Origin of the sequence: Flavobacterium sangjuense, assembly GCF_004797125.1 — a bacterium.
In the GTDB taxonomy this organism is placed as follows: domain Bacteria; phylum Bacteroidota; class Bacteroidia; order Flavobacteriales; family Flavobacteriaceae; genus Flavobacterium; species Flavobacterium sangjuense.
This window is the reverse complement of the sequence record NZ_CP038810.1, coordinates 2,229,484-2,253,410: the sequence shown is the minus strand read 5'-3', so window position 1 is coordinate 2,253,410 and position 23,927 is coordinate 2,229,484. Positions and strand designations below refer to the sequence as shown.

General features: G+C 38.1%; 12 protein-coding genes. 5 read left to right on the top strand and 7 right to left on the bottom strand.

Features of this window, described 5'->3' with window-relative positions; genetic code table 11:
• Nucleotides 1-97: 97 nt before the first annotated feature.
• Nucleotides 98-10,465: a T9SS type B sorting domain-containing protein gene (locus GS03_RS09890; protein ID WP_136152381.1), complete on the top strand. Its 10,368-nt coding sequence runs from the start codon at nt 98-100 to the stop codon at nt 10,463-10,465.
• A 235-nt stretch (nt 10,466-10,700) separates the two neighbouring features.
• Here the strand turns inward: GS03_RS09890 and GS03_RS09885 are convergent, their stop codons facing one another.
• A complete protein-coding gene (locus GS03_RS09885; protein WP_136152380.1) occupies nt 10,701-11,897 on the bottom strand; it encodes a pyridoxal phosphate-dependent aminotransferase in 1,197 nt (398 codons plus the stop codon).
• Between the two features lie 129 nt (nt 11,898-12,026).
• Here GS03_RS09885 and GS03_RS09880 point away from each other — a divergent pair, with 129 nt between their 5' ends.
• Nucleotides 12,027-13,355 (top strand): pepsin/retropepsin-like aspartic protease family protein, encoded by a 1,329-nt coding sequence (locus GS03_RS09880; protein ID WP_136152379.1) that lies wholly within the window; start codon nt 12,027-12,029, stop codon nt 13,353-13,355.
• 30 nt (nt 13,356-13,385) lie between these two features.
• On the opposite strand, the gene GS03_RS09875 is transcribed toward GS03_RS09880, so the two are convergent.
• The gene (locus tag GS03_RS09875; RefSeq protein WP_136152378.1) at nt 13,386-13,820 is read right to left on the bottom strand and encodes a DUF1573 domain-containing protein; all 435 of its coding nucleotides are present in this window, start codon (nt 13,818-13,820) and stop codon (nt 13,386-13,388) included.
• A gap of 298 nt (nt 13,821-14,118) precedes the next feature.
• On the opposite strand from GS03_RS09875, the gene GS03_RS09870 reads away from it, so the two are divergent.
• Together GS03_RS09870 and GS03_RS09865 are read left to right on the top strand one after the other, a co-directional pair.
• Nucleotides 14,119-16,746 carry a valine--tRNA ligase gene (locus GS03_RS09870; RefSeq protein ID WP_136152377.1) on the top strand — a complete coding sequence of 876 codons (2,628 nt, stop codon included), beginning with the start codon at nt 14,119-14,121 and terminating at the stop codon, nt 16,744-16,746.
• A 376-nt stretch (nt 16,747-17,122) separates the two neighbouring features.
• Complete coding sequence (locus GS03_RS09865) at nt 17,123-17,494, top strand: cupin domain-containing protein (RefSeq protein WP_136152376.1); 372 nt, start codon at nt 17,123-17,125, stop codon at nt 17,492-17,494.
• A 69-nt stretch (nt 17,495-17,563) separates the two neighbouring features.
• Here GS03_RS09865 and GS03_RS09860 read toward each other — a convergent pair whose 3' ends face one another.
• The 5 genes from GS03_RS09860 to GS03_RS09840 form a co-directional block, all read right to left on the bottom strand.
• Nucleotides 17,564-18,196 (bottom strand): acyloxyacyl hydrolase, encoded by a 633-nt coding sequence (locus tag GS03_RS09860; protein WP_136152375.1) that lies wholly within the window; start codon nt 18,194-18,196, stop codon nt 17,564-17,566.
• 142 nt (nt 18,197-18,338) lie between these two features.
• On the bottom strand, nt 18,339-18,758 hold the full coding sequence (locus GS03_RS09855; RefSeq protein ID WP_136152374.1) for a nucleoside-diphosphate kinase: 420 nt from the start codon (nt 18,756-18,758) through the stop codon (nt 18,339-18,341).
• 67 nt (nt 18,759-18,825) lie between these two features.
• The gene (locus tag GS03_RS09850) at nt 18,826-19,998 is read right to left on the bottom strand and encodes a T9SS type A sorting domain-containing protein (RefSeq protein ID WP_136152373.1); all 1,173 of its coding nucleotides are present in this window, start codon (nt 19,996-19,998) and stop codon (nt 18,826-18,828) included.
• Nucleotides 19,999-20,101: 103 nt separating this feature from the next.
• Complete coding sequence (gene bshC / locus GS03_RS09845; RefSeq protein ID WP_136152372.1) at nt 20,102-21,694, bottom strand: bacillithiol biosynthesis cysteine-adding enzyme BshC; 1,593 nt, start codon at nt 21,692-21,694, stop codon at nt 20,102-20,104.
• 16 nt (nt 21,695-21,710) lie between these two features.
• Complete coding sequence (locus GS03_RS09840) at nt 21,711-22,661, bottom strand: hypothetical protein (protein ID WP_136152371.1); 951 nt, start codon at nt 22,659-22,661, stop codon at nt 21,711-21,713.
• Between the two features lie 129 nt (nt 22,662-22,790).
• Between GS03_RS09840 and GS03_RS09835 the strand changes: the two genes are divergently transcribed.
• Entirely contained in the window at nt 22,791-23,912 is a 1,122-nt protein-coding gene (locus GS03_RS09835) for a cysteine desulfurase family protein (protein ID WP_136152370.1), read from the top strand.
• Nucleotides 23,913-23,927 lie beyond the last annotated feature (15 nt).

Genomic DNA, 23,927 nt, shown 5'->3' with positions numbered 1-23,927 from the left:
TTGGGAATAGTTGTATTAATTAAAAATTTAAAAATTTTAAGATAATTATTTCCCAAAAAAGCTTAAATTTCGCTGCTAAAAAAAATTGTTCCCAAAAATGAAAAAAAAATCAACACTACTACTTTTTATTTTTTTATTTACAAATGCTCTTTTTTCTCAGAATTTAATTGTCAATCCAGGCTTTGAACTAGGCGGCTCTGGGGTTGGTTTTGTCACTAACGGTGCCGGTTATTCGCTTTTGACCGCCCCTTATTCCGGAACCACGACTACAGGAAATTTTGCATTTACAACAAACCCCAGTTTAATAAATACAGCCAATTTTATCCCAAGTTCTGATCATACATCAGGAGCCGGAAGAATGCTGATTATTGATGGTAATACGACTGCTGGAAATCCAAGATTTTGGAGAGCAGGTAATACCGGAGCCGGAATTACAACACTCACGATAGGAACTACTTACAGATTTAGTTATTGGATTAAATCGGTTTCTAGTTTAGTTACAGGACCTGCTTCACAAGCTGATATCGGAGTACAGATTACAGGTGGAACTGCAACATTAGTGTCGGGAACGACATTAGCTCCTTTACCGGCTATGGGATGGAGACATGTGGTCTATTCTTTCACGGCTACCGCTACAACAGCTACTATTGAGTTATGGAATAACAATACAAGCGCAACGGGTAATGACTTTGCTGTTGACGATTTTATGCTTACTGATGACCTTATGGTAACCTATAATGTTACAGATGGATTGTGTGCTACTGCTAGTGACGGTTCTATTACAGTAAGTGGTTTAGGTGGTACATTGCCTTATACAAATTATAACATTACCGGACCGGTAACCTTAAATAATGCAACAGGTGTTTTTGCCGGAGTACCTCCGGGGATTTATTCCGTTTCGGTTACGGATAGTTCGCTTCCAACACCTACCACGGTATCGATGGGTAATGTCGTAGTGGGGCCTAGCCTTGCTATAACTCCTACCAGTTCGGCAGTTTGTTTAGGAAGTCCGACCACACTTACTGCTACTGGAAGTTCGAATCCTTACACATGGACAGCCACTCCGGCTGCTACGGCTGGATTAACAACTCCTGGCGTTGCTAATCCAACAGTTACCCCAACAGCTGCAGTTGTCCACACATACACAGCATCTTCAACAATTGGAGCCTGTACTATAACAAAATCGATTAACATCACAGTAAATCCTTTGCCTACTGTTACTATGACTGTTAGTGGAAATTCAGTAATATGTCCGGGAAGTACGGCTACTCTCAGTTTTGTAGGAACTCCTAATTCCAGTGTAACTATAACGAATAATTTAGGGAATACCTATGCTCCATTTATTCCTGCTTCAGGAACACTTTTATGGCCAACTCCCGCTTTAAATGCAACTACCACATACACTCTTGTAAGTATTAAAAATTTTGCTACCGGTTGTCAAAGTAATTACTCCGGAGTAACAGTAACAATTACTGTTGTTCCTAATGGTTGTGCTACTGTTGGAACTATTCCGGGACCAACAAGTTTACCATTAGATTTGACTTTATGCACAACAGGGGAATGTAGAAACATACAGGCAAACATATCTGATGTTCCAGGTACAGGTTCTTATGCGGCTAGTCAGATACCATATTGCCCTTATCCTTTTACTGACCCAAGTTATAATGTTGTTCCTATTACTGGTGGAGATGATTTTTGGTCAGATGTAATTAATTTGCCGTTTAACTTTTGTTTTTATGGAAATAATTATACTTCATGTAACGCAGGAACCAATGGTTTACTAACTTTTGTACCAAAGACACCTGGGTCATTTTGTCCATGGCCATCGACAAGTGTTCCAATATCTGGACAAAACCAATCTCAATCAATTTTCGGAGTATATCAGGATACAGACATGGCTATACCACCTGCGGCTGCAGATCGTCAGGTCAATTGGGTTCTTCAGGGGACTTATCCTTGTAGAAAACTTATTGTTAATTTTTATCATTTGGGACAATGGAATTCTACAGCAACCAATCCGGGACTACAAACATCTCAGATTGTTTTGTATGAAGTATCAAATATAATTGAAGTATTTGTTCAAAGAAGAGTTGCAGGATCACCTTGGGCAGGTTCTGGAGCAATAGGTTTGATTGGTGGTACACCAGGACAATGGGTTGCTGCTCCTGGAAGAGATACAGGAAACTGGTCAGCCGCTTCGGAAGCATGGAGATTTACACCAACAGGGCCACCGGTTCCAGTTGTTATAAATTGGTTACAGGGAACAACACCAATTGGTACAGGAGCAAATATAACTGTATGTCCAACTGCTACCACAACCTATACAGCTAATGCGGTTTATAATGTTTGCGGTGTACCACAAACGGCAACTACATCAGTAACGCTAAATGTAAATCCGGATTTAACAAATTCACCTGTTGATATTACTCAATGTCCAAATACTTTTGACTTAACAACAAATGCGGGTGTTATTTTGGGATCTTTAAATCCAGTTGACTATGATATATCATACCACTTAAGTGCTGCTGATGCAGCTACGGTTTCTAATCCGATTACAAACCCAACTGCTTTTGTGAGTTCAGGACAAACTATTTATGTGGCAATTTATCTGAATGCCTATGGATGTACAGTTGTCAAACCTTTTAATTTAATAGTTTCCTGTGGAGCAATATCTCCGGTTCCGGATTTGACTCTCTGTGAGAGTTCATTAGGAAGTGGAACTGCGGTCTTTAATTTAACACCTCAAACAGCAATTGCTTTAGGCAGTGAAAGTCCTGCGGATTATACGATAACATATTATACATCTCAGGCAGCAGCTAATGCCGGTGTACCTGGCACAGAAATAAGTCCTATCAATGCTTTTGTCGGGACAAATCAGACCATTTACATCCGAATGCAGAGCAATGCTGTTCCGACTACGTATTACACGACAGATTTTGATCTCATTGTCAGCCCTATGTCAAATGCAGGAGCAGACGGAAGCATCGATATATGTGATGGGGATACTACACCTATTAATTTATTCACTATAATAACAGGGGAACAAACAGGTGGAACATGGGTAAGAACAACAGGAACCGGAGGAACATTCAATGCAGCTGCAGGAACATTTACACCAACTGCAGGAACATCAACATCAACATTTACTTATACGATAACCGGAGTAGTTCCTTGTGCTAATGATAGTAGTATTGCTACTGTAAATATCATTCCAGGGCCGACTGCGGGAACTGATGGAGGGATTGTTATCTGTGCCACCAGTACTACACCTATAGATTTATTCAGCTTAATAACAGGTGAGCAAGCAGGTGGAACTTGGGTAAGATCAACGGGAACTGGTGGAACGTTCAATGCAGCTGCAGGTACATTTACACCTTCAGCCGGAGCAACAAGCTCAACATTTACCTATACAGTACCGGGTATTGCACCTTGTGGTCCTGATAGTAGCGTTGCAACAGTGACTTTTGGCGCACAGCCGGACGCAGGTGTTGACGGAGGTACAGTTGTTTGCGAAACGAGCACGACACCTATAGATTTATTTAGTTTAATTACAGGAGAACAAACAGGAGGATCTTGGACACGAACCACAGGAACAGGAGGTACTTTCAATGCCGGTGCGGGCACATATACTGCGGCAGTTGGTGCTACGAGTTCAACCTTTACCTATACAATATTAGGTGTTGCTCCATGTATCACAGATGCGAGTATTGCTTCTGTAGGCATTGTTGTTCAACCTACAGCTGGAGTTGACGGTGGCACAGTTGTTTGTGAAACAAGTACAACAGCTATAGATTTATTTAGTTTAATTACTGGTGAAGCAGCTGGTGGAACTTGGGTAAGAACAACAGGAACCGGAGGAACTTTCAGTGCTGCTGCAGGAACCTATACTCCTGCAGTTGGAGCCACTACTTCAACATTCACTTATACAGTAACAGGAGCAGCTCCGTGTACTACTGATAGCAGTGTTGCTACAATAACTATTAATGCACAACCAAATGCAGGAACAGATGGTGGAACTATTGTTTGTGAGACCAGTACTACGGCAATTAATCTATCCAGTTTAATCACTGGTGAGCAGGTTGGTGGAGTTTGGACACAAACTTCGGGAACCGGAGGAACTTTTAATGCCGCAGCAGGGACATATACACCTGCGATTGGGGCTACTACTTCAACGTTTACTTATACTTTGACTGGAACAGCGCCATGTATCATTGATACAAGTTTAGCTACTGTTACTATAAATACACAACCTACAGCCGGTGTTGATGGTGGTACTGCTGTTTGCGAAAACAGCACTGTTGCCGTTGACTTATTTAGTTTAATTACTGGTGAAGCAGCTGGTGGAACCTGGGTAAGAACAACAGGAACCGGAGGAACTTTCAATGCAGCTGCCGGTACATATACTCCTGCAGTTGGTGCAACTACTTCAACATTTACATATACCGTAACAGGAACAGCTCCTTGTATAGCTGACAGCAGTGTGGCTACAATAACTATAAATACACAACCTACAGCCGGTGTTGATGGCGGAACTATTGTTTGTGAGACGAGTGTTACAGCAATTAACTTATTCAGTTTAATCACAGGTGAAGTAGCTGGTGGAGTATGGACACAAACTTCGGGAACCGGAGGAACTTTCAATGCAGCTGCCGGTACATTTACACCAGCGGTTGGAGCTACGACTTCAACTTTTACCTATACAGTTAACGGAACAGCTCCATGTATTAATGATACAAGTTTAGCTACTATTACTATAAATGCACAACCTACAGCTGGTGTTGACGGAGGTACTGCTGTTTGTGAAAACAGCACCGTTGCCGTAGACTTATTTAGTTTGATTACTGGCGAAGCAGCTGGTGGAACGTGGGTAAGAACAACAGGTACCGGAGGGACTTTTAATGCTGCTGCCGGAACTTATACACCTGTAGTTGGAGCCACTAGTTCAACATTTACTTATACTGTAACAGGAACGGCTCCTTGTACAACTGACAGTAGTGTGGCTACAATAACTATAAATGCACAACCTACAGCGGGTGTTGATGGTGGAACTATTGTTTGTGATACGAGTGTTACAGCCATCAATTTATTCAGTTTAATTACTGGTGAGCAGGCTGGTGGAGTTTGGACACAAACTTCGGGAACCGGAGGAACTTTCAATGCAGTAGCCGGAACATATACCCCTGCGGCCGGAGCTACTACTTCAACTTTTACTTATACAGTAAACGGAACAGCACCATGTATTAATGATACAAGTTTAGCTACTGTTACCATAAATCCACAACCTAATGCCGGTGTTGACGGAGGCACAGTTGTCTGCGAAACCAGTACAACAGCTGTAGATTTATTCAGTTTAATAAGCGGAGAACAAACAGGTGGAGTTTGGACACAAACTTCGGGAACCGGAGGGACTTTTAATGGAGTAGCCGGAACATATACCCCTGCAGTTGGTGCAACCACTTCGACTTTTACGTATACTTTAATCGGAACAGCCCCGTGTATCAATGACAGCAGTTTGGCTACCATTACCATTAATCCACAACCTATAGCGGGAACTGATGGAGGGACAACCATTTGTGAAAATAATGCTGCCCTTATTAATTTGTATACTTTAATTACAGGTGAACAAGCCGGAGGAACTTGGACAAGAACCACAGGAACAGGAGGAACTTTCAATGCCGCTGCAGGAACATTTGTGCCAGCTCTTGGAGTTACCACTTCAACCTTTACCTATACTTTAACCGGAACTGCACCATGTATTAATGTTAGCAGCATTGCAACTGTAACTATAAACCCATTACCAACTGCGACAATTTTCGGAACTACAACGGTATGTTTGAATGATCCGTCGCCGCAAATTATATTTACCGGTGCAAACGGTACCGCACCTTATACTTTCACGTATTCAATTAATACAGTAGTGCAACCGCCGGTTTCAACTACAAGCGGAAACAGCGTTTCGGTGAATGTTCCAACGACACCACAAGGAACTTACACTTATGCTTTAGTGAGTGTTCAGGATGCAGCTGCTCCGGCCTGCTCACAAGCCCAGACAGGTTCTGCGGTAGTAACTGTAAACACAGCACCAATTATCAACACTCCGACTGCGTATGTAGTTTGTGATGATAGTTTAGACAATACCGGTTTTTACTGTGGATTTGATTTGACAACTAAAAATACTGAGATAACTTCAGACCCAACAGTTGTAATTACCTATCACGAAACACAAACAGATGCTGATATTGGCGGTACTACAATAACGACACCAACTTCATACTGTAATCTTAATCCATTCGACCAGATAATCTATGTCAGAGCTTCTTTTGCGGGAGCAGCTGCATGTTACTCAACGACATCCTTCCACTTAATTGTCAACCCAATTCCGCTGCCAAATCCTGTAATTACGGATTATGAGTTGTGTGATTATAACAATCCGGGAGATGGAATTGAGGTATTTAATTTGGGGACAAAAACTACAGAAATCGCTAATGGACAAACCGGAGTAACGGTAACTTATTATGCGACTTTAGCCGATGCACAAACTCAAACCAGTCCGTTGCCTAATTTGTATCCAAACACGAGCAATCCACAGCAGATATGGATAAATATAAGAGACAATGCTACAGGCTGTAATACGACAAGTTCCTTTAATTTGATTGTAAATCCATTGCCTGCAGTAACTGTAGCACCTGACTTAAATGAGTGCAGCATCGGTTCGTCAACTACGGCAGAGTTTGACCTAACGGTAAACGAAGGCACAGTGACCAATGGCGTTACGGGTATGATTGTTACGTATTACAATACTTTGGCAGCTGCACAGAATGGTTCGCCTACAATAATCGGTTCACCGTCAGCTTACATTGGAAATGACAACGAAACAGTTTACATTCGTGTAGAGAACATAGCTACAGGATGTTATGCTACGACAACGCAACTGCTCAGAGTGACTCAGGGACCGACGGCAATCACTCCATTGCCATTACATTACTGTGATCCGAATAATGACGGCTTTGGTGTGTTTGATTTGAGCAGTACTATTAATGAGATAACCGGAACACCTCCGGGCTCACCGCTGCCAGCGGGAGTTTCTGTTACCTTCCATGAAACTTTAACGGATTCACAAACCGGAGCTAATCCAAAGCCAAGTCCATATTATAATATTACCATAAATACACAAACTATTTATGTTCGCGTATTTTACACGCTGACAGGCTGTGCTAATTATGTAAATCTTCAGCTAATTGTTGATCCGACTCCGGTTGCTACCGAGCCTGATGATTATCAGCTATGTGATTATACCGGAGCAGCAGGTTATGAGACCTTTGATTTAACGAGCACCATTTCTGATATACTGGGTACTATAAATCCACTTACCCACACGGTAACTTTTTACACCACTCAGGCAGCAGCAGAATTGGGAACAGGTAACATCACCAATCCGACGAGTTATACCAATGGCACCATTAATACCCAGACGATTTATGTCAGAGTAGAAACTACAGCTACGGGTTGTTATGATATTGTGACTTTGCAGTTAATTGTAAATCCGTTACCGAATGCTACCCAGCCGAACTATCCGCAGTATTCACTTTGTGATTATACGGGAGCAGTAGGCTTTGAGACCTTTGATTTAGCCTCACAGGTAAGTGCTATATTATTGGGACAAACCGGTATGGCTGTTACTTTTTATCCGAGTTTAGGCGAGGCACAATCAAACAGTAATGCCATTACCAATTTACAATACACTAACGCTGTAATTTACGTTCAGACGTTAGGTATCCGTATAACGAATACTGACACAGACTGTTATGTAATCTCTACGATGGATATCAGAGTGGAGCCATTGCCAACACCAATTCCGCCAACAGCGCCTTACACAGTTTGTGATGCCAATCAGGATGGTTTTGCCAATTTTGATTTAACGACTTTACTACCAGGATTGTTAAATGGTATGACCACGTATACGATAACATTCCATGAGACCATAGACGATGCGAATTCGGGTGACAACGATATAGATACAAGTGTGCCTTACTTTAGTATCGATCCGTTTGTACAAATCCTCTATGTAAGAGCCGAGGATAATGTGACCCATTGTTATAGCGTTCTTCCAATAGAGTTAAATGCTGACCCAAGTCCGATTGCTCCGGTAAATCTGGACCCAATAACGGTATGTGATCAGGACAGTAGTCCACAAAGTGCCAGTACAACTGTAGATTTAACCCAGACAACAGCCGCTGTTTTAGCCCAACAAACCGGAGCTGCTGCTGATTATACCGTGGAGTATTACACCACGCAATTATTAGCAGAACAAGGCAACTCGCCAATTATAAATGATACCAGCTATATTGTTAGTGATGGTACAACAATATGGGTTAGGGTAGAGCATAAAACGACCGGTTGTTTTAACGTTGGTTCGTTCCAAATAGAGATTGATACCCCGTTATTACTTACCACACCAGCCCCGCTGAGTGTTTGTGATGCCGATGATACTCCAAACAATCAGTTCCATGTGTTTGATTTAACCATAAAAAACACTGAGATCAATCAGGGAACAGGGTATACGGTAACGTATTATCCAAGTCTAACGGATGCCCAAGATAACACCAATGTTATTACTACACCAACCGCTTACCAAAACGTTCCGGCACATCCTGCGGTACAAACCCTTGGAGTAGTAGTGACAACAACAGCAGGATGTAAAAGCATCACGACTTTAGATATCAGAGTGTTGCCAATACCAACACCAAATAGAAACCCAACACCATTAGCCCCAAAATGTGATGACAACAATCCGGGCGACATGATGGAGGTGTTTGATTTAACGGTTAATGAAGCATACATAGCAAATGGAGATCCGAACCTTACATTCCATTATTTTGCAACGCGGGACAATGCCGTTGACAACGTAAGCGAATTAATTCCGGCCACAGCAGCTTTAGTAGGCGGCAATGTTTGGATTAGAGTAGAGAACAACAGGGTAGACTACCAAGGTGAGAACTGTTATGTAATAGTAGAACAAGCATTAACGGTAAATCCATTACCGATTGTTGTTCAGCCACTGGCACCATACAGAGCATGTGATGATAATGCTGATGGCATCGCTGTATTTGATTTGACTAATCCTGATTTGGCTGAGGCGATATTAGGCCCTACTCAATTACCGGCAGATTATGCCATTAGTTATCACCCATCGCAGGCAGCAGCCACAGCAGGGACTCCGACACTACCGAACAGTTATACCAATGTAACTCCGAATGCTCAGGATATTTACGTCAGAGTGGTTAACAATGCTACAAGTTGTGTTAACACAGGAGTGCTGCCACTTGTAGTAGAGGCGTATGCCAGAGCTGTAGGTCCACAGCAGTTTAACGAATGTGATAATGACGGTAATCCGTATGATGGGGTTGGCCTTGTTGATTTAACGAGTTATGCAGCGGATATATTAGACGGACAGGATGCTGCTATATTTATAGTTAGTTATTACACCAGCTTAGCCAATGCAGTAGCAGGAACCAATGCCTTGACTCTGGCACAGGCACAGGCGTATCAAACCGATGCGGATACCGATACGATTTGGGTTAAGGTAGAGAACAGCAGCAATCTGATTACTCCGGTATGTTATGCTATCACTACAATAGATATTAAAGTGGAGCGTTATCCAAATCCGGTTATAAATACAGCAAATAATGTAACGACTATCTGTGTTGACTTTATTACGAATCAGGTGGTAAGACCACTTACGCTGAACAGTGGTGTTGTGAATCCAAACAACTATACTTATGAATGGTTTGAAGATGCATCTACGACACCAATACCGGGAGCAACGGGACCAACATATACCGTTGACACACCGGCAGTAGCAGGAGCCACCAGAGAGTATACGGTAAGGGTTACCAGTGCCAGTCCACTGGCATGCCAGACTACATCGGCATCTTTCCCTGTGGTACAATCAGGACAGGCAGTTATAGCGGCAGGAACAGTAGGATACACGGTAACGGGCGCCTTTAGTTCGTCACAAATTATTACTGTGACTGTAGAAGGTTATGGCGCACCGGATTATCAGTACAGTTTGGATGACGGACCGAGACAGGATAGCAATGTGTTTGAAGGTGTCAGCATGGGCACACACATCATCCATGTTTGGGATGCCAAAGGTGACATAGCATACAGTTGTGAGGAGTTAATTATAAACGAGGTTTATATCATTGATTATCCTCATTACTTTACTCCGAATGGCGATGGAATCCATGATACATGGAATGTTGTTGGATTGGATGAATCTGCAAAAATCTTCATTTTTGACCGTTATGGCAAACTGCTCAAACAAATCAGTCCGACAGGACAAGGTTGGAATGGAACGTATAACGGGCATCTGTTACCATCGGATGATTACTGGTTTACGGTTGATTTTGTGGAAGGCGGCGTGATAAAACAATTTAAGTCACACTTCGCTATGAAGCGATAGTTTGAGTTATGAATTATGAGTTATAAATTATAAGTTAAAAGCCCTGGTTTAGCCAGGGCTTTTTTTATGTGATAGAAAAACAATTCGTGATTATAGCCCCGATAGCAGCTGGCTACCTTGTAGCGCGGATAGCGGGAGCAGTAGTGTAAAGATATGCGGAGTGCCGCTTCTAAAAAAAGAAAAATCCCGTCTCGTTTAAACAAGACAGGATTTTTTATTACTATAATTTGAGAAATTATTTTTTATTATAAACTTCCAAAGCATCTTTGAGAATAGCAACAGAGCGAATCAAATCGTCTTTTTTAAGGACATAAGCAATTCGGACTTCATTTAAACCAACATTCGGTGTTGAATAAAAACCGGCTGCTGGTGCAACCATTACCGTTTCTTTATTATTGTCATAAGACTCTAAAAGCCATTGGGCAAAATTGTCAGCATTTTTTACAGGTAGCTGCGCAATGCAATAAAATGCTCCTTTTGGTGTTGCTACTTTTACGCCTTCAATTTTTTGCAATTCGGCAATCAAGGTATCTCTCCTGTCTTTGTATTCTTCAATTACATCATCAAAATAACTTTGTGGTGTATCTAAAGCTGCTTCACTTGCAATTTGGGCGTAAGTTGGCGGACTCAATCTAGCCTGCGCAAATTTCATAGCCGTTGCCATTACTTCTTTGTTTTTAGAAACAATACATCCAATTCGGGCACCACACATGCTGTATCTTTTAGAAACAGAATCAATCATGATGGCATTTTCTTCTAAACCGGGAACATTCATTACAGAAAAATGCTTTTCATTTTCATCATAAATAAATTCTCTGTAGACTTCATCAGCAATTAGAAATAAATCATGCTTTTTTACGATTTCAGCCAATTGCAAAATTTCTTCTTTTGAATATAAATAACCGGTTGGATTTCCTGGATTGCAAATTAATATAGCTTTTGTTTTTGGTGTAATTAATTTTTCAAAGGCAGCAATTGGAGGCAAAGCGAAACCTTCATCGATAGTAGAAATTACAGGTACAACTTTTACACCGGAAGCTGTTGAAAAACCATTGTAATTAGCATAAAAAGGTTCGGGGATAATAATCTCATCATCAACATCCATAGTGCTTCCCATAGCAAACAACAGTGCTTCAGAACCACCGGTTGTGATGATTATATCAGCAACATCAATAGGTAATCCGTGTGATTTATAATAAGCAGAAAGCTTGGTTCTGTAACTTTCAAAACCAGCCGAATGACTGTATTCCAAAACTTTTATATCTGCATTCTTTACTGCATTTAACGCTACATCAGGTGTTTTAATATCAGGTTGACCAATGTTTAAATGATATACTTTATGGCCTTTCTTTTTAGCAATTTCTGCGTAAGGAACCAATTTTCTGATTGGAGACTCAGGCATTTTTTGACCTTTCAATGATATTTTTGGCATGACTATTTTTGTTTGTGCTGCAAATTTGCGATTTTTTTTAGAGGTATACAATTCATCGGCTTATATATAATTTGTTAAAATCGCAATTGGCAGGGAATTATTTTTTATTTTTATACAAAATCATCTGTAATGCGTTTAAAGCTACTCTTATTTTTTCTGTTTCTCTCTTTTAATGGTTTTAGCCAATCTGAATTTCAGATAAACAATTTAAAAAATAAAGTTGTTATCCCTTTCAAACTTATTAATAATCTAATTTTTATCCCGGTTACTATAAACGGGGAAGAGTTGACATTTTTATTAGACACTGGTGTCGAGCAAACGATACTTTTTAGTTTGGATGATAAAGACGAGGTCAAATTATTTGAAGTAGAAAAATTAAAGCTAAGAGGATTAGGAAGCAAGGATGCAATTGATTCGTATAAATCATCCGGAAACAAAGTTGAAATAAAAGATTTAGTCGATTATAAGCATGAAATTTATGTTGTTCTTGACCAGGAGTTTAATTTTTCTTCTCATGTTGGAATTCCGGTAAACGGAATTATTGGTTCCTATTTTTTCAGAAATCATATTGTTGAAATAAATTATGACAAAAGAAAAATTATTGTGTACAACCATGATTACAAAAATATCAATAGCAGATTAAAAAAAAGTTTTACTAAAGATTCAATAACGATTGAAGATAAAAAGCCTTATTGTATTTTAAGCATTAATTCCGGTGAGCAAACAGTTCCTTCAAAATTATTGATAGATACAGGTAATAGTGATGCTGTTTGGGTTTTTTTAAATAGAACTGATAAAATTAAATTACCCGAAAAAAACATACAAGACTATCTTGGCAGAGGGTTTAGCGGGAACGTTTATGGCAAAAGAGCCAGATTGAATAGCTTTGAATTCGGCAATAAAACATTCAAGAATCCTTTGATAACTTTTCCCGATTCGACGTCATTGAAAAGTGTGAATTTTGTTCCGAATAGAGTTGGTTCTTTGGGAAGTGAAGTTATTTCAAGGTTTACCATAGTGTTTGATTATTTAAATAATGCAGTCTACACCAAACCAAGTAAAAGGATAGACGAACCATTTCATTTTAATATGAGTGGAATAGAAGTAGAGCACGCTGGTTTAGAATGGGTTAAGGAAACTATGGATGAGAGATCAACTGGTGGTATAAAGATATATACTGATAATAATCTTGATAAATATCAAAGCAACTTAAAGATTCACTTTACACTAAAACCAATTTTTAAAATAGCAAGTGTTAGAATAGGTTCCGAAGCCGAAAAAGCCGGGCTAAAAGTTGGGGACAGAATTCTTAGAATAAATAGTCAAATGGGACACTGGTTAAGTATCGAAATGATAAATGAACTTTTCAAATCAGAAGATAGAAAACCAATCGAAATAGAAGTTGAAAGAGGAGGGAAAATTTTTAAAATCAAATTCCAACTCAAAAACATTATATAAAAAAAGTCCCGATTTTAATCGGGACTTTTTTTATTGCATCATCGGACTTGTTTTCTTTTTTTCTAAGAGATTCACTATAGGTTTTTCTATAACTTCTCCTTTAATTTTTAATGCAACACGGCCTTCTTCTACATTCACAGCATTACTTTCAACGGTAATTGTTTTTCTTATTGGTCCGGTATGCATATTGTATTTTACATCAATCTTTCCGGTTTTTCCGGGTGGAATTGGTTCTGTTGGTTTTGATGGAACCGTACAACCACAAGTTGATTGAACGTTGGTGATAATCAAGTCAGCATCACCAGTATTGGTAAACTCAAAAGTACGAATACCATTATCATCCTCTTTATTTACCGTTCCATAGTCAATGGTGTTGTCTTTAGCTTTAAACTCAATTTTTGGACCTTTTTGGGCAAAAACTGCAGCATTCATAAGGATAACAGCAATAAGTAAATATTTTTTCATAGGTTCTATGTGTTATTTGGTTAGTAAAAATACTTCGTTTAAATTAATGCACAAAAATTTAATTCTTAATTTTTTCTAAAGTCTTTATTAATTACTTTTGCAGTGCAGTTTACAAAAGGCATGCCAAAAGGGTTAGGAGCGAGTGGTCAGTGATTATCAGCTATCCATTTTCCCGTTTTCCACGCTACATGGTAGCTAGTTTCAATCGGGGCTAAAAGAAAAGCGTAATGAACTTTTGTAAACACCCGAGCGCCAGCGAACTGGCGAAGCAAATAAACAAATAACCGAACAATCAAATATGTCGATTCCCGCACAGTTTAACGCAGCAGCAGTAGAAAAAAAATGGTACGACTACTGGATGAAAAACAATTATTTTCATTCAAAACCCGACCATAGAAAACCATATACCATTACCATTCCGCCACCAAACGTGACCGGAGTTTTGCACATGGGACATATGTTAAACAACACTATTCAGGATGTTTTAATTCGTCGTGCGCGATTGAAAGGTTTCAACGCCTGTTGGGTTCCGGGAACAGACCATGCTTCTATTGCTACTGAAGCTAAAGTTGTGGCAAAGTTGAAAAGCGAAGGCATCAACAAAAATGATTTAACGCGTGAAGAATTTTTGAAACACGCTTGGGACTGGACAGACAAATACGGTGGAACTATCTTAGAACAGTTGAAACAATTAGGTTGTTCCTGCGATTGGGACAGAACCAAGTTTACTATGGATCCTGATATGTCAGCATCCGTAATTCGTTCTTTCGTTGATTTATATAACAAAGGATATATCTATCGCGGTTACCGTATGGTAAACTGGGATCCGGAAGCCAAAACAACTTTGTCTGATGAAGAAGTAATCTTTGAGGAAAGACAAGGAAAACTATACTTTTTAAAATATCAAATAGAAGGAAGTTCCGATTTCTTAACGGTTGCAACTACACGTCCTGAAACCATTTTCGGAGATAGCGCTGTTTGTATTAACCCAAATGACGAACGTTTTACACATCTGAAAGGCAAAAAAGCGATAGTGCCAATTTGCGGTAGAGTAGTGCCAATCATTGAAGATGACTATGTTGATGTTGAATTCGGAACAGGTTGTTTAAAAGTAACACCTGCGCACGATATGAACGACAAAACATTGGGCGAAAAGCACAATCTTGAAATCATAGATATCTTCAACGAAGATGCCTCTTTGAATTCTTATGGATTGCATTACCAAGGAAAAGACCGATTCGTAGTTCGTGAAGAAATTGCCAAAGAATTAGAAACTACTGGAGCTTTAGCCAAAACTGAAAATTATTTAAACAAAGTTGGAACTTCCGAAAGAACCAAAGCTGTAATCGAACCTCGTTTGTCTGATCAATGGTTTTTGAGCATGGAAGAATTGGTAAAACCTGCCATCAAATCGGTATTGGAAACCAAAGAAATTAAATTATATCCTTCTCGTTTTGATAACACCTATCGTCATTGGTTAGAAAATATTCGCGACTGGAATATTTCCCGTCAATTGTGGTGGGGACAACAAATCCCGGCTTATTTCTATGGCGACGGAAAAGAAGATTTTGTGGTGGCGGAGACACCTGAATTGGCCTTGGCTTTAGCCAGGGAAAAAGTAAATCCTAATCTTCAGGCTTCCGATTTACGTCAGGATGCTGATGCGCTTGACACTTGGTTCTCGTCATGGCTGTGGCCGATGGCTGTTTTTGGTGGAATCATGGAACCGGAAAACGAGGATTTCAAATACTATTATCCAACCAATGATTTGGTTACAGGTCCGGATATTTTATTCTTCTGGGTTGCCAGAATGATTATTGCAGGTTATGAATATACAGGTAAAAAACCGTTTTCAAATGTATACCTGACAGGTTTGGTGCGTGACAAGCAACGCCGTAAAATGTCAAAATCGTTAGGAAATTCACCTGAACCTTTGGAACTGATTGAGAAATTTGGTGCTGATGGTGTTCGTGTTGGATTGCTTTTAAGCGCTTCTGCCGGAAACGATATCATGTTCGATGAAGAACTTTGTAATAACGGAAAAGCATTTGCTAACAAAATCTGGAATGCATTCCGTTTAATCAAAGGTTGGGAAGTTGCCGATATTGCACAACCGGAAAGTTCTAAAGTGGCTATAGAATGGTATGAGTCAAAATTACAACAAACATTGGTAGAAATTGAAGATCATTTCGAAAAATACAGATTGTCTGATGCCTTGATGGCGATATACAAATTGGTTTGGGATGATTTCTGTTCGTGGTTTTTAGAAATGATAAAACCGGCTTACCAACAGCCAATCGACAGCGCGACATTCAACAAAGCCATTGAAATGTTGGAAGCTAATCTGAAATTATTGCATCCGTTTATGCCTTTCCTAACAGAAGAAATTTGGCAGCACATTGCGGATAGAACTCCGGAACAAGCCTTAATTATTGCGGAATATCCTAAGATGACTTCGTTTAACGAAAAGCTAATATCAGATTTCGAATTTACTTCTGAAGTTATCGCTGGTTTGAGAACCATTCGTGCAGCCAAAAACATCGCAATGAAAGATGCTATCGATTTAAAAGTGGTAAACAACGAAAAGGTTTCGACTTATTTTGACAGCGTAATCATGAAACTTGGCAACATAGTTTCTTTAGAATACATTACCGATAAAATTGATGGAGCTTTGACGTATAGAGTAAAATCTAACGAATACTTTATTCCGGTTTCTGGGAATATTGATATTGCTGCCGAGATTGCGAAACTAACAGAAGAATTAAAATACACGCAAGGCTTTTTAAGAAGTGTTCAAGGCAAATTATCTAACGAGAAGTTTGTTTGTGGCGCACCCGAAAAAGTACTTGAAATTGAACGAAAAAAAGAAGCAGATGCTTTGGCTAAAATCGCCACTATAGAGCAAAGTTTAGCAAGTTTACAATAATAACAAGTCCTCTCGTTCCAAATGACGAGAGGGCTTGTTATTTATAATTAGTTTATTTCTATTGATTTGCAATTAATATTTTTGTAAATTTATATTCCTGTTTTATAAATCGCTTCATTTCAAAAATCTTAAACCTGCTGATTTTGGTAAATGATATGGCTTAATCGCACTGATGTGAATATAGTCACCACGATGTAAAGCTGCCAATTTGGTATGCATATTTTGAATTTCTTCTGATACTATACTTTTCTTACTGCTCAAAAATAAGGACTTGCCAAAAAGCCATAAGAGCAGATTATTTTGCTTTAAAATTATTTACTCTCATAAGCAAATCTATATTCCTTATAAGAGATTAACCCTTTAAAATAAATAAGTAATGAAAACACTAATTAAAAACCCAGCAAATTTTATCATCATGGTCATCATCCTTTTAAGTGCTTCTGCTTATGCACAGGATCCGGTGCCTCTTGCGCCAAAAAATTACACTAAAGTACTGCTCGATAATGAATTTGTAAGAGTACTGCAATTTGAAATGGCACCTGGAGATGTTATACCTTGGCACAGCCATCCAAACCATGTTGCTTATGTTGTAGCTGCTGGAAAAATTGAAATCACAGACAAAGGCCAAGCACCGGTTACTATGGATGTTAAAGTAGGGGAAGCTCTTTTTCTACCAGCGGTTACCCATAGTGGAAAAAATGTTGGAAAAACGACTATAAAACTGATCATCACCGAAATTAAAAAATAGTCTGTAAAACTAAAAAAGTCCTCTCGTTCCAATAGGTGAGAGGACTTTTTTATATGAATTGCATTGGTTTTAAAAGGTAAAACCCATTTTAAAATATAGAGCATTTATTTGTTCGATTCTTTGTTCAGCACCATCTTTTTTCATTTTGGTAAAATCGCTTTGACTTTCTAAACCCATACCAAGGTTAAGCGCATCAGTAAGGAGAAACTTTAGTCCGATTTGACTTGAAAAACCAAAGTTCCATCCCATATTTTTAGTTGAAGTATTGTCTGTTATGGTTTCTAATTCCTGTTTTAATAAAGTATTGGTATACAATCCTAAGCCAAGATTGAAGAATATTTTTTGATTCTGTGTATTTTCATTGTTAAAAATAGCTAAGTCACTATTAAATTGTAACGGTATATGTAAATAAGTGTTTTTTAAACTGGCTGTATTTCCAGCAATGGTAGGATTGGCATTGTATTCAAAGTAACCGATACCTGAAGCTATTTTCCATGTTTTTCCTAAAGGCAGTGAAAATAATATGTCGCCACCGTTAATGTTTCCGTTTAATGCCACATTGCCGGTTTGCTTCAGTTTGGCAAATCCTAATTTGGTATTGACCGTTAACTCAAATTTGCTTTCTTTTTTTTCAGGAGTTGATTGCGCCAAAGCAGCATAAGAGATTAAAATGACTAAAACTGAAATCAGTTTTTTTTTCATAAAGTTTAAATTTTGGTTAGTAATGATATTATAACGATGAGTATTACTTTTTAGTATAATTGTAGCGAAAATTGTTACAAACCAGACACAAAAAATCCCGCTTCAAACGAAACGGGATTTTATATTATATATTAGTTCTGAATTAAAACTGCTCTCTTCCTGCAAAGTGGAAAGCACCTTCGATAGCTGCATTCTCATCGCTATCTGAACCGTGAACAGCATTTTCACCAACTGAAGTTGCATATTTTTTACGGATAGTTCCTTCTGCAGCTTGTGCAGGGTTTGTAGCTCCGATTAACGTTCTGAAATCTTCAACAGCATTGTCTTTTTCCAGGATTGCTGCTACGATTGGTCCACGTGTCATGAATTCTACTAATTCTCCGTAGAAAGGCCTTTCAGCGTGTACAGCGTAAAATGCTTTTGCGTCAGCTACTGTCAATTGCGTTAATTTCATTGCTACAATTCTGAAACCACCTTCAGTAATCATATTTAAAATTCCACCGATGTGTCCGTTTTCAACACCATCAGGCTTAATCATTGTAAATGTTCTATTCGTTGCCATTTTTGTTTTATTTTAATTTTGGTGCAAAAGTAAACTTTTTAAACCATTATTAAAAATAGAACGACTATCAATTCTTGATAATTTTTTGCACGGCAAAATCTGCTCCTGATTTGATTTTTACAAAATAAACTCCCTGACTTAACTTATTTCCATCCAATTCGAATTGAGAAGTATTTGGTTCAAAACTCTGAATTGTTTTACCATTAATGTCAAAAAGTTCAACACTGTCAATCGTTGTTGTATGTGACAGATTCCAAATATTGTTTGTTGGATTAGGATAGATTTTCAAATTTGAAATGGAATTTTCAGGTGTGGATAAGACATCTGTAAACAAATAATGTCCGGTACTCTTTTGGAAAACAATATCATAAGTTCCCGCAATTACGGGAATATTTGGACCATCCTGTATTCCTGTTGCTGATGGAAAACCTAATGATCCCCAATTGGTCGTCCACAGGTTATCTTTCCTGAATTTTGCTTCACCATCGGTTAAGGTTAAACTGTTGATAGTATATTCAAAACCATCCGTAGTACTTAAATCAGTATCGTCAACTAAGAAACCATTTAAAGCTGTTCCAAGAATGCCTATGCTTGGAAAAGCAAAGCTATAGGCACCGGTATTTTTGTTAAAGGTTACAAACCATTCGCCACCGGTTACTTGTATTGTTGGGCCGCCCTGAACCGCTGTTCCTGTTGGGAAAGCAACACTTCCCCATGTGTTTAGACTATCGTCGTTAAAACGGAAATAAGCTGTTCCACTAGTGAAATTAAATCCGGATAGTGTATATATAATTCCATCTGTAGTGTTCATATTTACATCTGGGCCACCAAAACCATTTATAGAATCAACCGCTGGTCCCCAAATTCCAATACTTGTAAATCCAGATGGAATAAAGGTATAAGTACCATTACTTCTGTTGAAGGTCACATCATAAGTTCCAGCCTGAGTCATGATATTAGCCCCGTTTTGAGTTCCCGTTCCTGAAGGAAAATTTGCTGAACCCCAGTTGGTCGCCCAATCATGATCTAGCCTGAATTTCAAACCAGTTGTTCCTGGATCAGTTGCGGTGGTAACAGTTACATTGTTTAATGTATATGTAATATTGTCGGTTGTATTCATATCAGTATCAACAGCCCAACTTCCGGAAGGACTCGTACTTCCAATCATTGAAATTACCTGACTATAATTTATTTGGGTAGAAAAGAATAGAGCAACAAATAAGAGTAATTGTTTTTTCATAATGGTTTGGTTTTAAATTGGTTTACCTAAAATTAGTAAAAATAAAATTGCATTATGAAAATAAGAACAGCTACAACGTTTTCGTGTTGAAAACTTTACTGAATTAAAGCGTAATTACAGTAAAATTAGGCTCTAATGGTTTTAACTCCAGAAATAGTTTTTCTATGAGTTTGCCATTAACATCCAAATAAAACTCTGAAAAATTAGCTTTTCGCTCCTGCAATCCTTGGTTTGGAAACAGTTCGTTTTGGAGTAGAATGATTTGTTCCAGTTTTTCAGCGTAGACTCTTTTTTCTGCTTTTAGCAAACGTTTTTCCAGATTTTCTAAGCCTTTTATTTGTTTGGTTTGTTGGGCCTTCACAGCGCCAATAAACGATTTTTCGGTTTGATTAGCAATGAGCAGTAACTTTTCAAATTGCTGTTTTATATGTTCTTTTTGCTCGGAGAAATCTAAGTTGAATTTTGAAAATTCTTTTGTTTTATTGGTAAACAACTCTTGCTGATTGCTAAATAAATCTGCCCATGAAAGGTTTAATTTTTCTACTTTTTTGATTTGTTTTTCCGTTGCTAACAAAACAGAATTACGCACTAGAAGTATTGGAAAAGTCACCTTGTTAGCTTCAAAAGTAGATTGTAGTTGAAGCCAATAGCTAATTTCACCGCCACCGCCAATGTAACACAAATTGGGCAAAACGATTTCTTCGTACAATGGACGAAGAATAACATTTGGGCTAAATTTTTCAGGATGATTTTCTACTAATTCTAAAATTTCTTCTTCAGAAAAAGCAAGTTTGGTATTGTTTACTTTAAATTGATTGTTTTCAAAAACTATACGTTCTCTAATACTATCTTCTATATAAAACAGATTGATCTCTCTTGGATTTACCTGAATGTCATAGGAAGCCTGAAGTATAGAATTGGTTTCAGTAACTTTTTGGAAAGACGTTTTATAAATTAATTCATTTTTGACAAAAGGACTGAATAATTGTTTTAACTTTTTATCATCACCATCAAGAATAACCAAGCCTTTATCACCAAATAATTTGTTTGCCAAAAACCGTGTGGCAGCTGCAAGATTGCTATGCTTTAGATAACTATTTTCAAAAAGTTCTTTTAAATAAGTTGCGTTTTCTCCAATTCCTAATTCTGATGCAAAGACATCTAAAACGGCTGCCAATCCTTCTGTCGAAAGTCGGCCAACCGGACCATGACTTTCCTTGTTCCAGATGATTTTTGAATTTTTAAAGTTGAAATGATTTATTTCTTCAAAATCATGATCTTCAGTCGCCATCCAATAAATCGGAACAAAATCATAAGCCGGATATTCCTTTTTTAAGGCAGCACAAAGCGTAATAGTGGAAGCAATTTTGTACAAAAAATACAATGGCCCAGAGAACAAATTCAGTTGGTGACCAGTTGTAATGGTAAACGTTTTGGTATTTGATAAGAGTGAAATATTAGCTTTTGTAGCTTCAGAAATTTGAAAATCATTATACTGATTTTCAAGAGCAGCAACCAAACTTTTTCTATTTTCCGCTGGATAGTTTTGTGCCTTTTCTTCCAGTTGTCCTTTAAAATTTTCAAGGCTTGGAAAACGATTGTATAGCGATTTCAATTCGGGCTTTTCGTCTAAATAATCTACAATTAATTTAGTGAAATATCCTGATTTTTGGTAGCTAATACAGTCAGTTGGCATGATAGTTTTGGTAAAATTAATTGGTTATCAAAGTTCCAAAAAGATAATCATCACCTAAAGAAAATTCACTGTTTCCTTTCTTTAAAGTAACTTTTTTTAATCGTATAGTATGCAGAAAATCAGAACCTAAGGATGTTGTATTTACTTCAATTATTCCGCTTGTAGCTTCAATGCCATCTACAGCATCCCATTGCTGTGATAGTGTAGGCGTAGTCGGAATAGTCACAGCACAGAAATAATCATCTGTTATTGTACCGGAATATAATCGATAGGATAATTTATTAGTAGCGCTAATCAATCTGGTTCTTGGAGTTGTCGTTACTTCACTGGCAAATAAGACATCATAATCGGCAACATCTAAAGTAAAAACTTCGCCACCGCTAAAATCATAAACTTTGTTACTACAAGCACTTTTATCAACTTCATGATTAAAGCCAAAGGCTAACTGACTTACAGTAGTCGCATAATTTCCGAATACGAAAGTTTCATAAACCTGAGGTCCGGTTGGCTTTTGAAAGGTTATGTTTTTAAAAACAATATTATAAGTATAACCGGTAATTCGGGTGGAATTGTCGGTTGAGTTAGTCGACTTAACCGCAGTAGATGTGATTTGAATTGTACCGGCAGTTGCATTCCATTCTTCCTTTAAATTTGGTGTTGCATCAGGAACTGTCGGGCAAATATTATTTGCACTTACATCGCCATCATATTTTCTGTAAGTTACCTTGTTGGTAGAATTTATGGCAACTTGTATTGGCACGCCATCAGGCGTTACATCAGCAGGAAAAGCCGAAGCCGGAATTTCAATAAAAAGCATTTCGCCATCTTTAACTTTATAAATCACATCTTTAGTGCTGCATTTATTGGCAGTTACTTCTGAAAAATCGATAACATCAACAGTTAAATTTCCATCGTCACAAGCAGTAATTAAGAGTAACAATGAGAGTGCGCATAAAATTCTTTTCATCGGAATAGTATAATTTTTAAGCAAAAATAAGTTTTTTATACTATTAAATTTTGCCTTTTATCATTTAATTAAGAACAGTACTTTTATATTTGCAACTCGAGACCGTTAGGTCGAATTGTACAAAGTAAAATGAAAAAAATATACCTCGATAACGCAGCAACCACACCAATTCGTCAAGAAGTTATTGATGAAATGATGAAAGTGATGCAGTCAGAGTATGGAAATCCTTCGTCAACACATAGTGTCGGAAGAAGTGCCAAAGCCATTATTGAAACGGCGAGAAAAACAATTGCTAAATATTTGCATTGCAATGCGCAGGAAATCATTTTTACTTCTACAGCTACCGAAGCCACAAACTGGATTTTAAGAAGTGCTGTAAAAGACTTTGGTGTTACCCGAATAATTACCTCAAAAGTGGAACATCATGCGACTTTGTATACCGTTCAGGCTTTGCAGGAAGAATTTGGAATCGAAGTTGAATTTGTAAATGTTGCTCACGACGGAACTTTAGATTATGACCAATTTTCAACTTTACTTTCCAATAATACTAAAACGATAGTTTCGTTGATGCACGTAAATAATGAAACCGGAGTTGTTAATGATATTGAAAGGATAGGAGTGATGTGTCATCAAAACAAAGCCTTGTTTCATTGCGATACAGTTCAGTCTATTGGAAAAACAGAATTGAATATACAAGAATTGCAGGTTGATTTTTTAGTCGCAAGTGCCCATAAATTTCATGGACCAAAAGGTGTTGGTTTTGCGTTTGTTCGTAAAAATTTGGTTTTGCAACCAATGTTATTTGGTGGTGAACAGGAAAAAGGATGGCGCGCCGGAACAGAATCGGTACATCAAATCGCCGGAATGGCAAAAGCGCTTGAGCTTTCTTATCAGCATTTGGATGAGGAAAGAAAGCAAATTTCTGAATTGAAAGCGTATTGTTTTCAAAAATTGCAAGCTTCTTTTCAGGATGTTGCCATAAATGGAAGCAATACATTTTACAATATTTTGAATGTTTTATTGCCTTTTACACCTGAAAAAACAGCTATGATTTTATTTAATCTGGATATGAAGGGCATTGCGGTTTCTCGTGGCAGTGCTTGTCAAAGCGGAAGTATTAAGCCATCACATGTTTTGGTAGAAATGCTTTATGAAGATGAGTTAAAAAAACCAAGTCTACGTATTTCATTCAGTCATTACAACACCACAGCCGAAATAGATTATTTGGTTTCAGCGTTAAAAGAAATTTAAATAGGAGCCTAATTC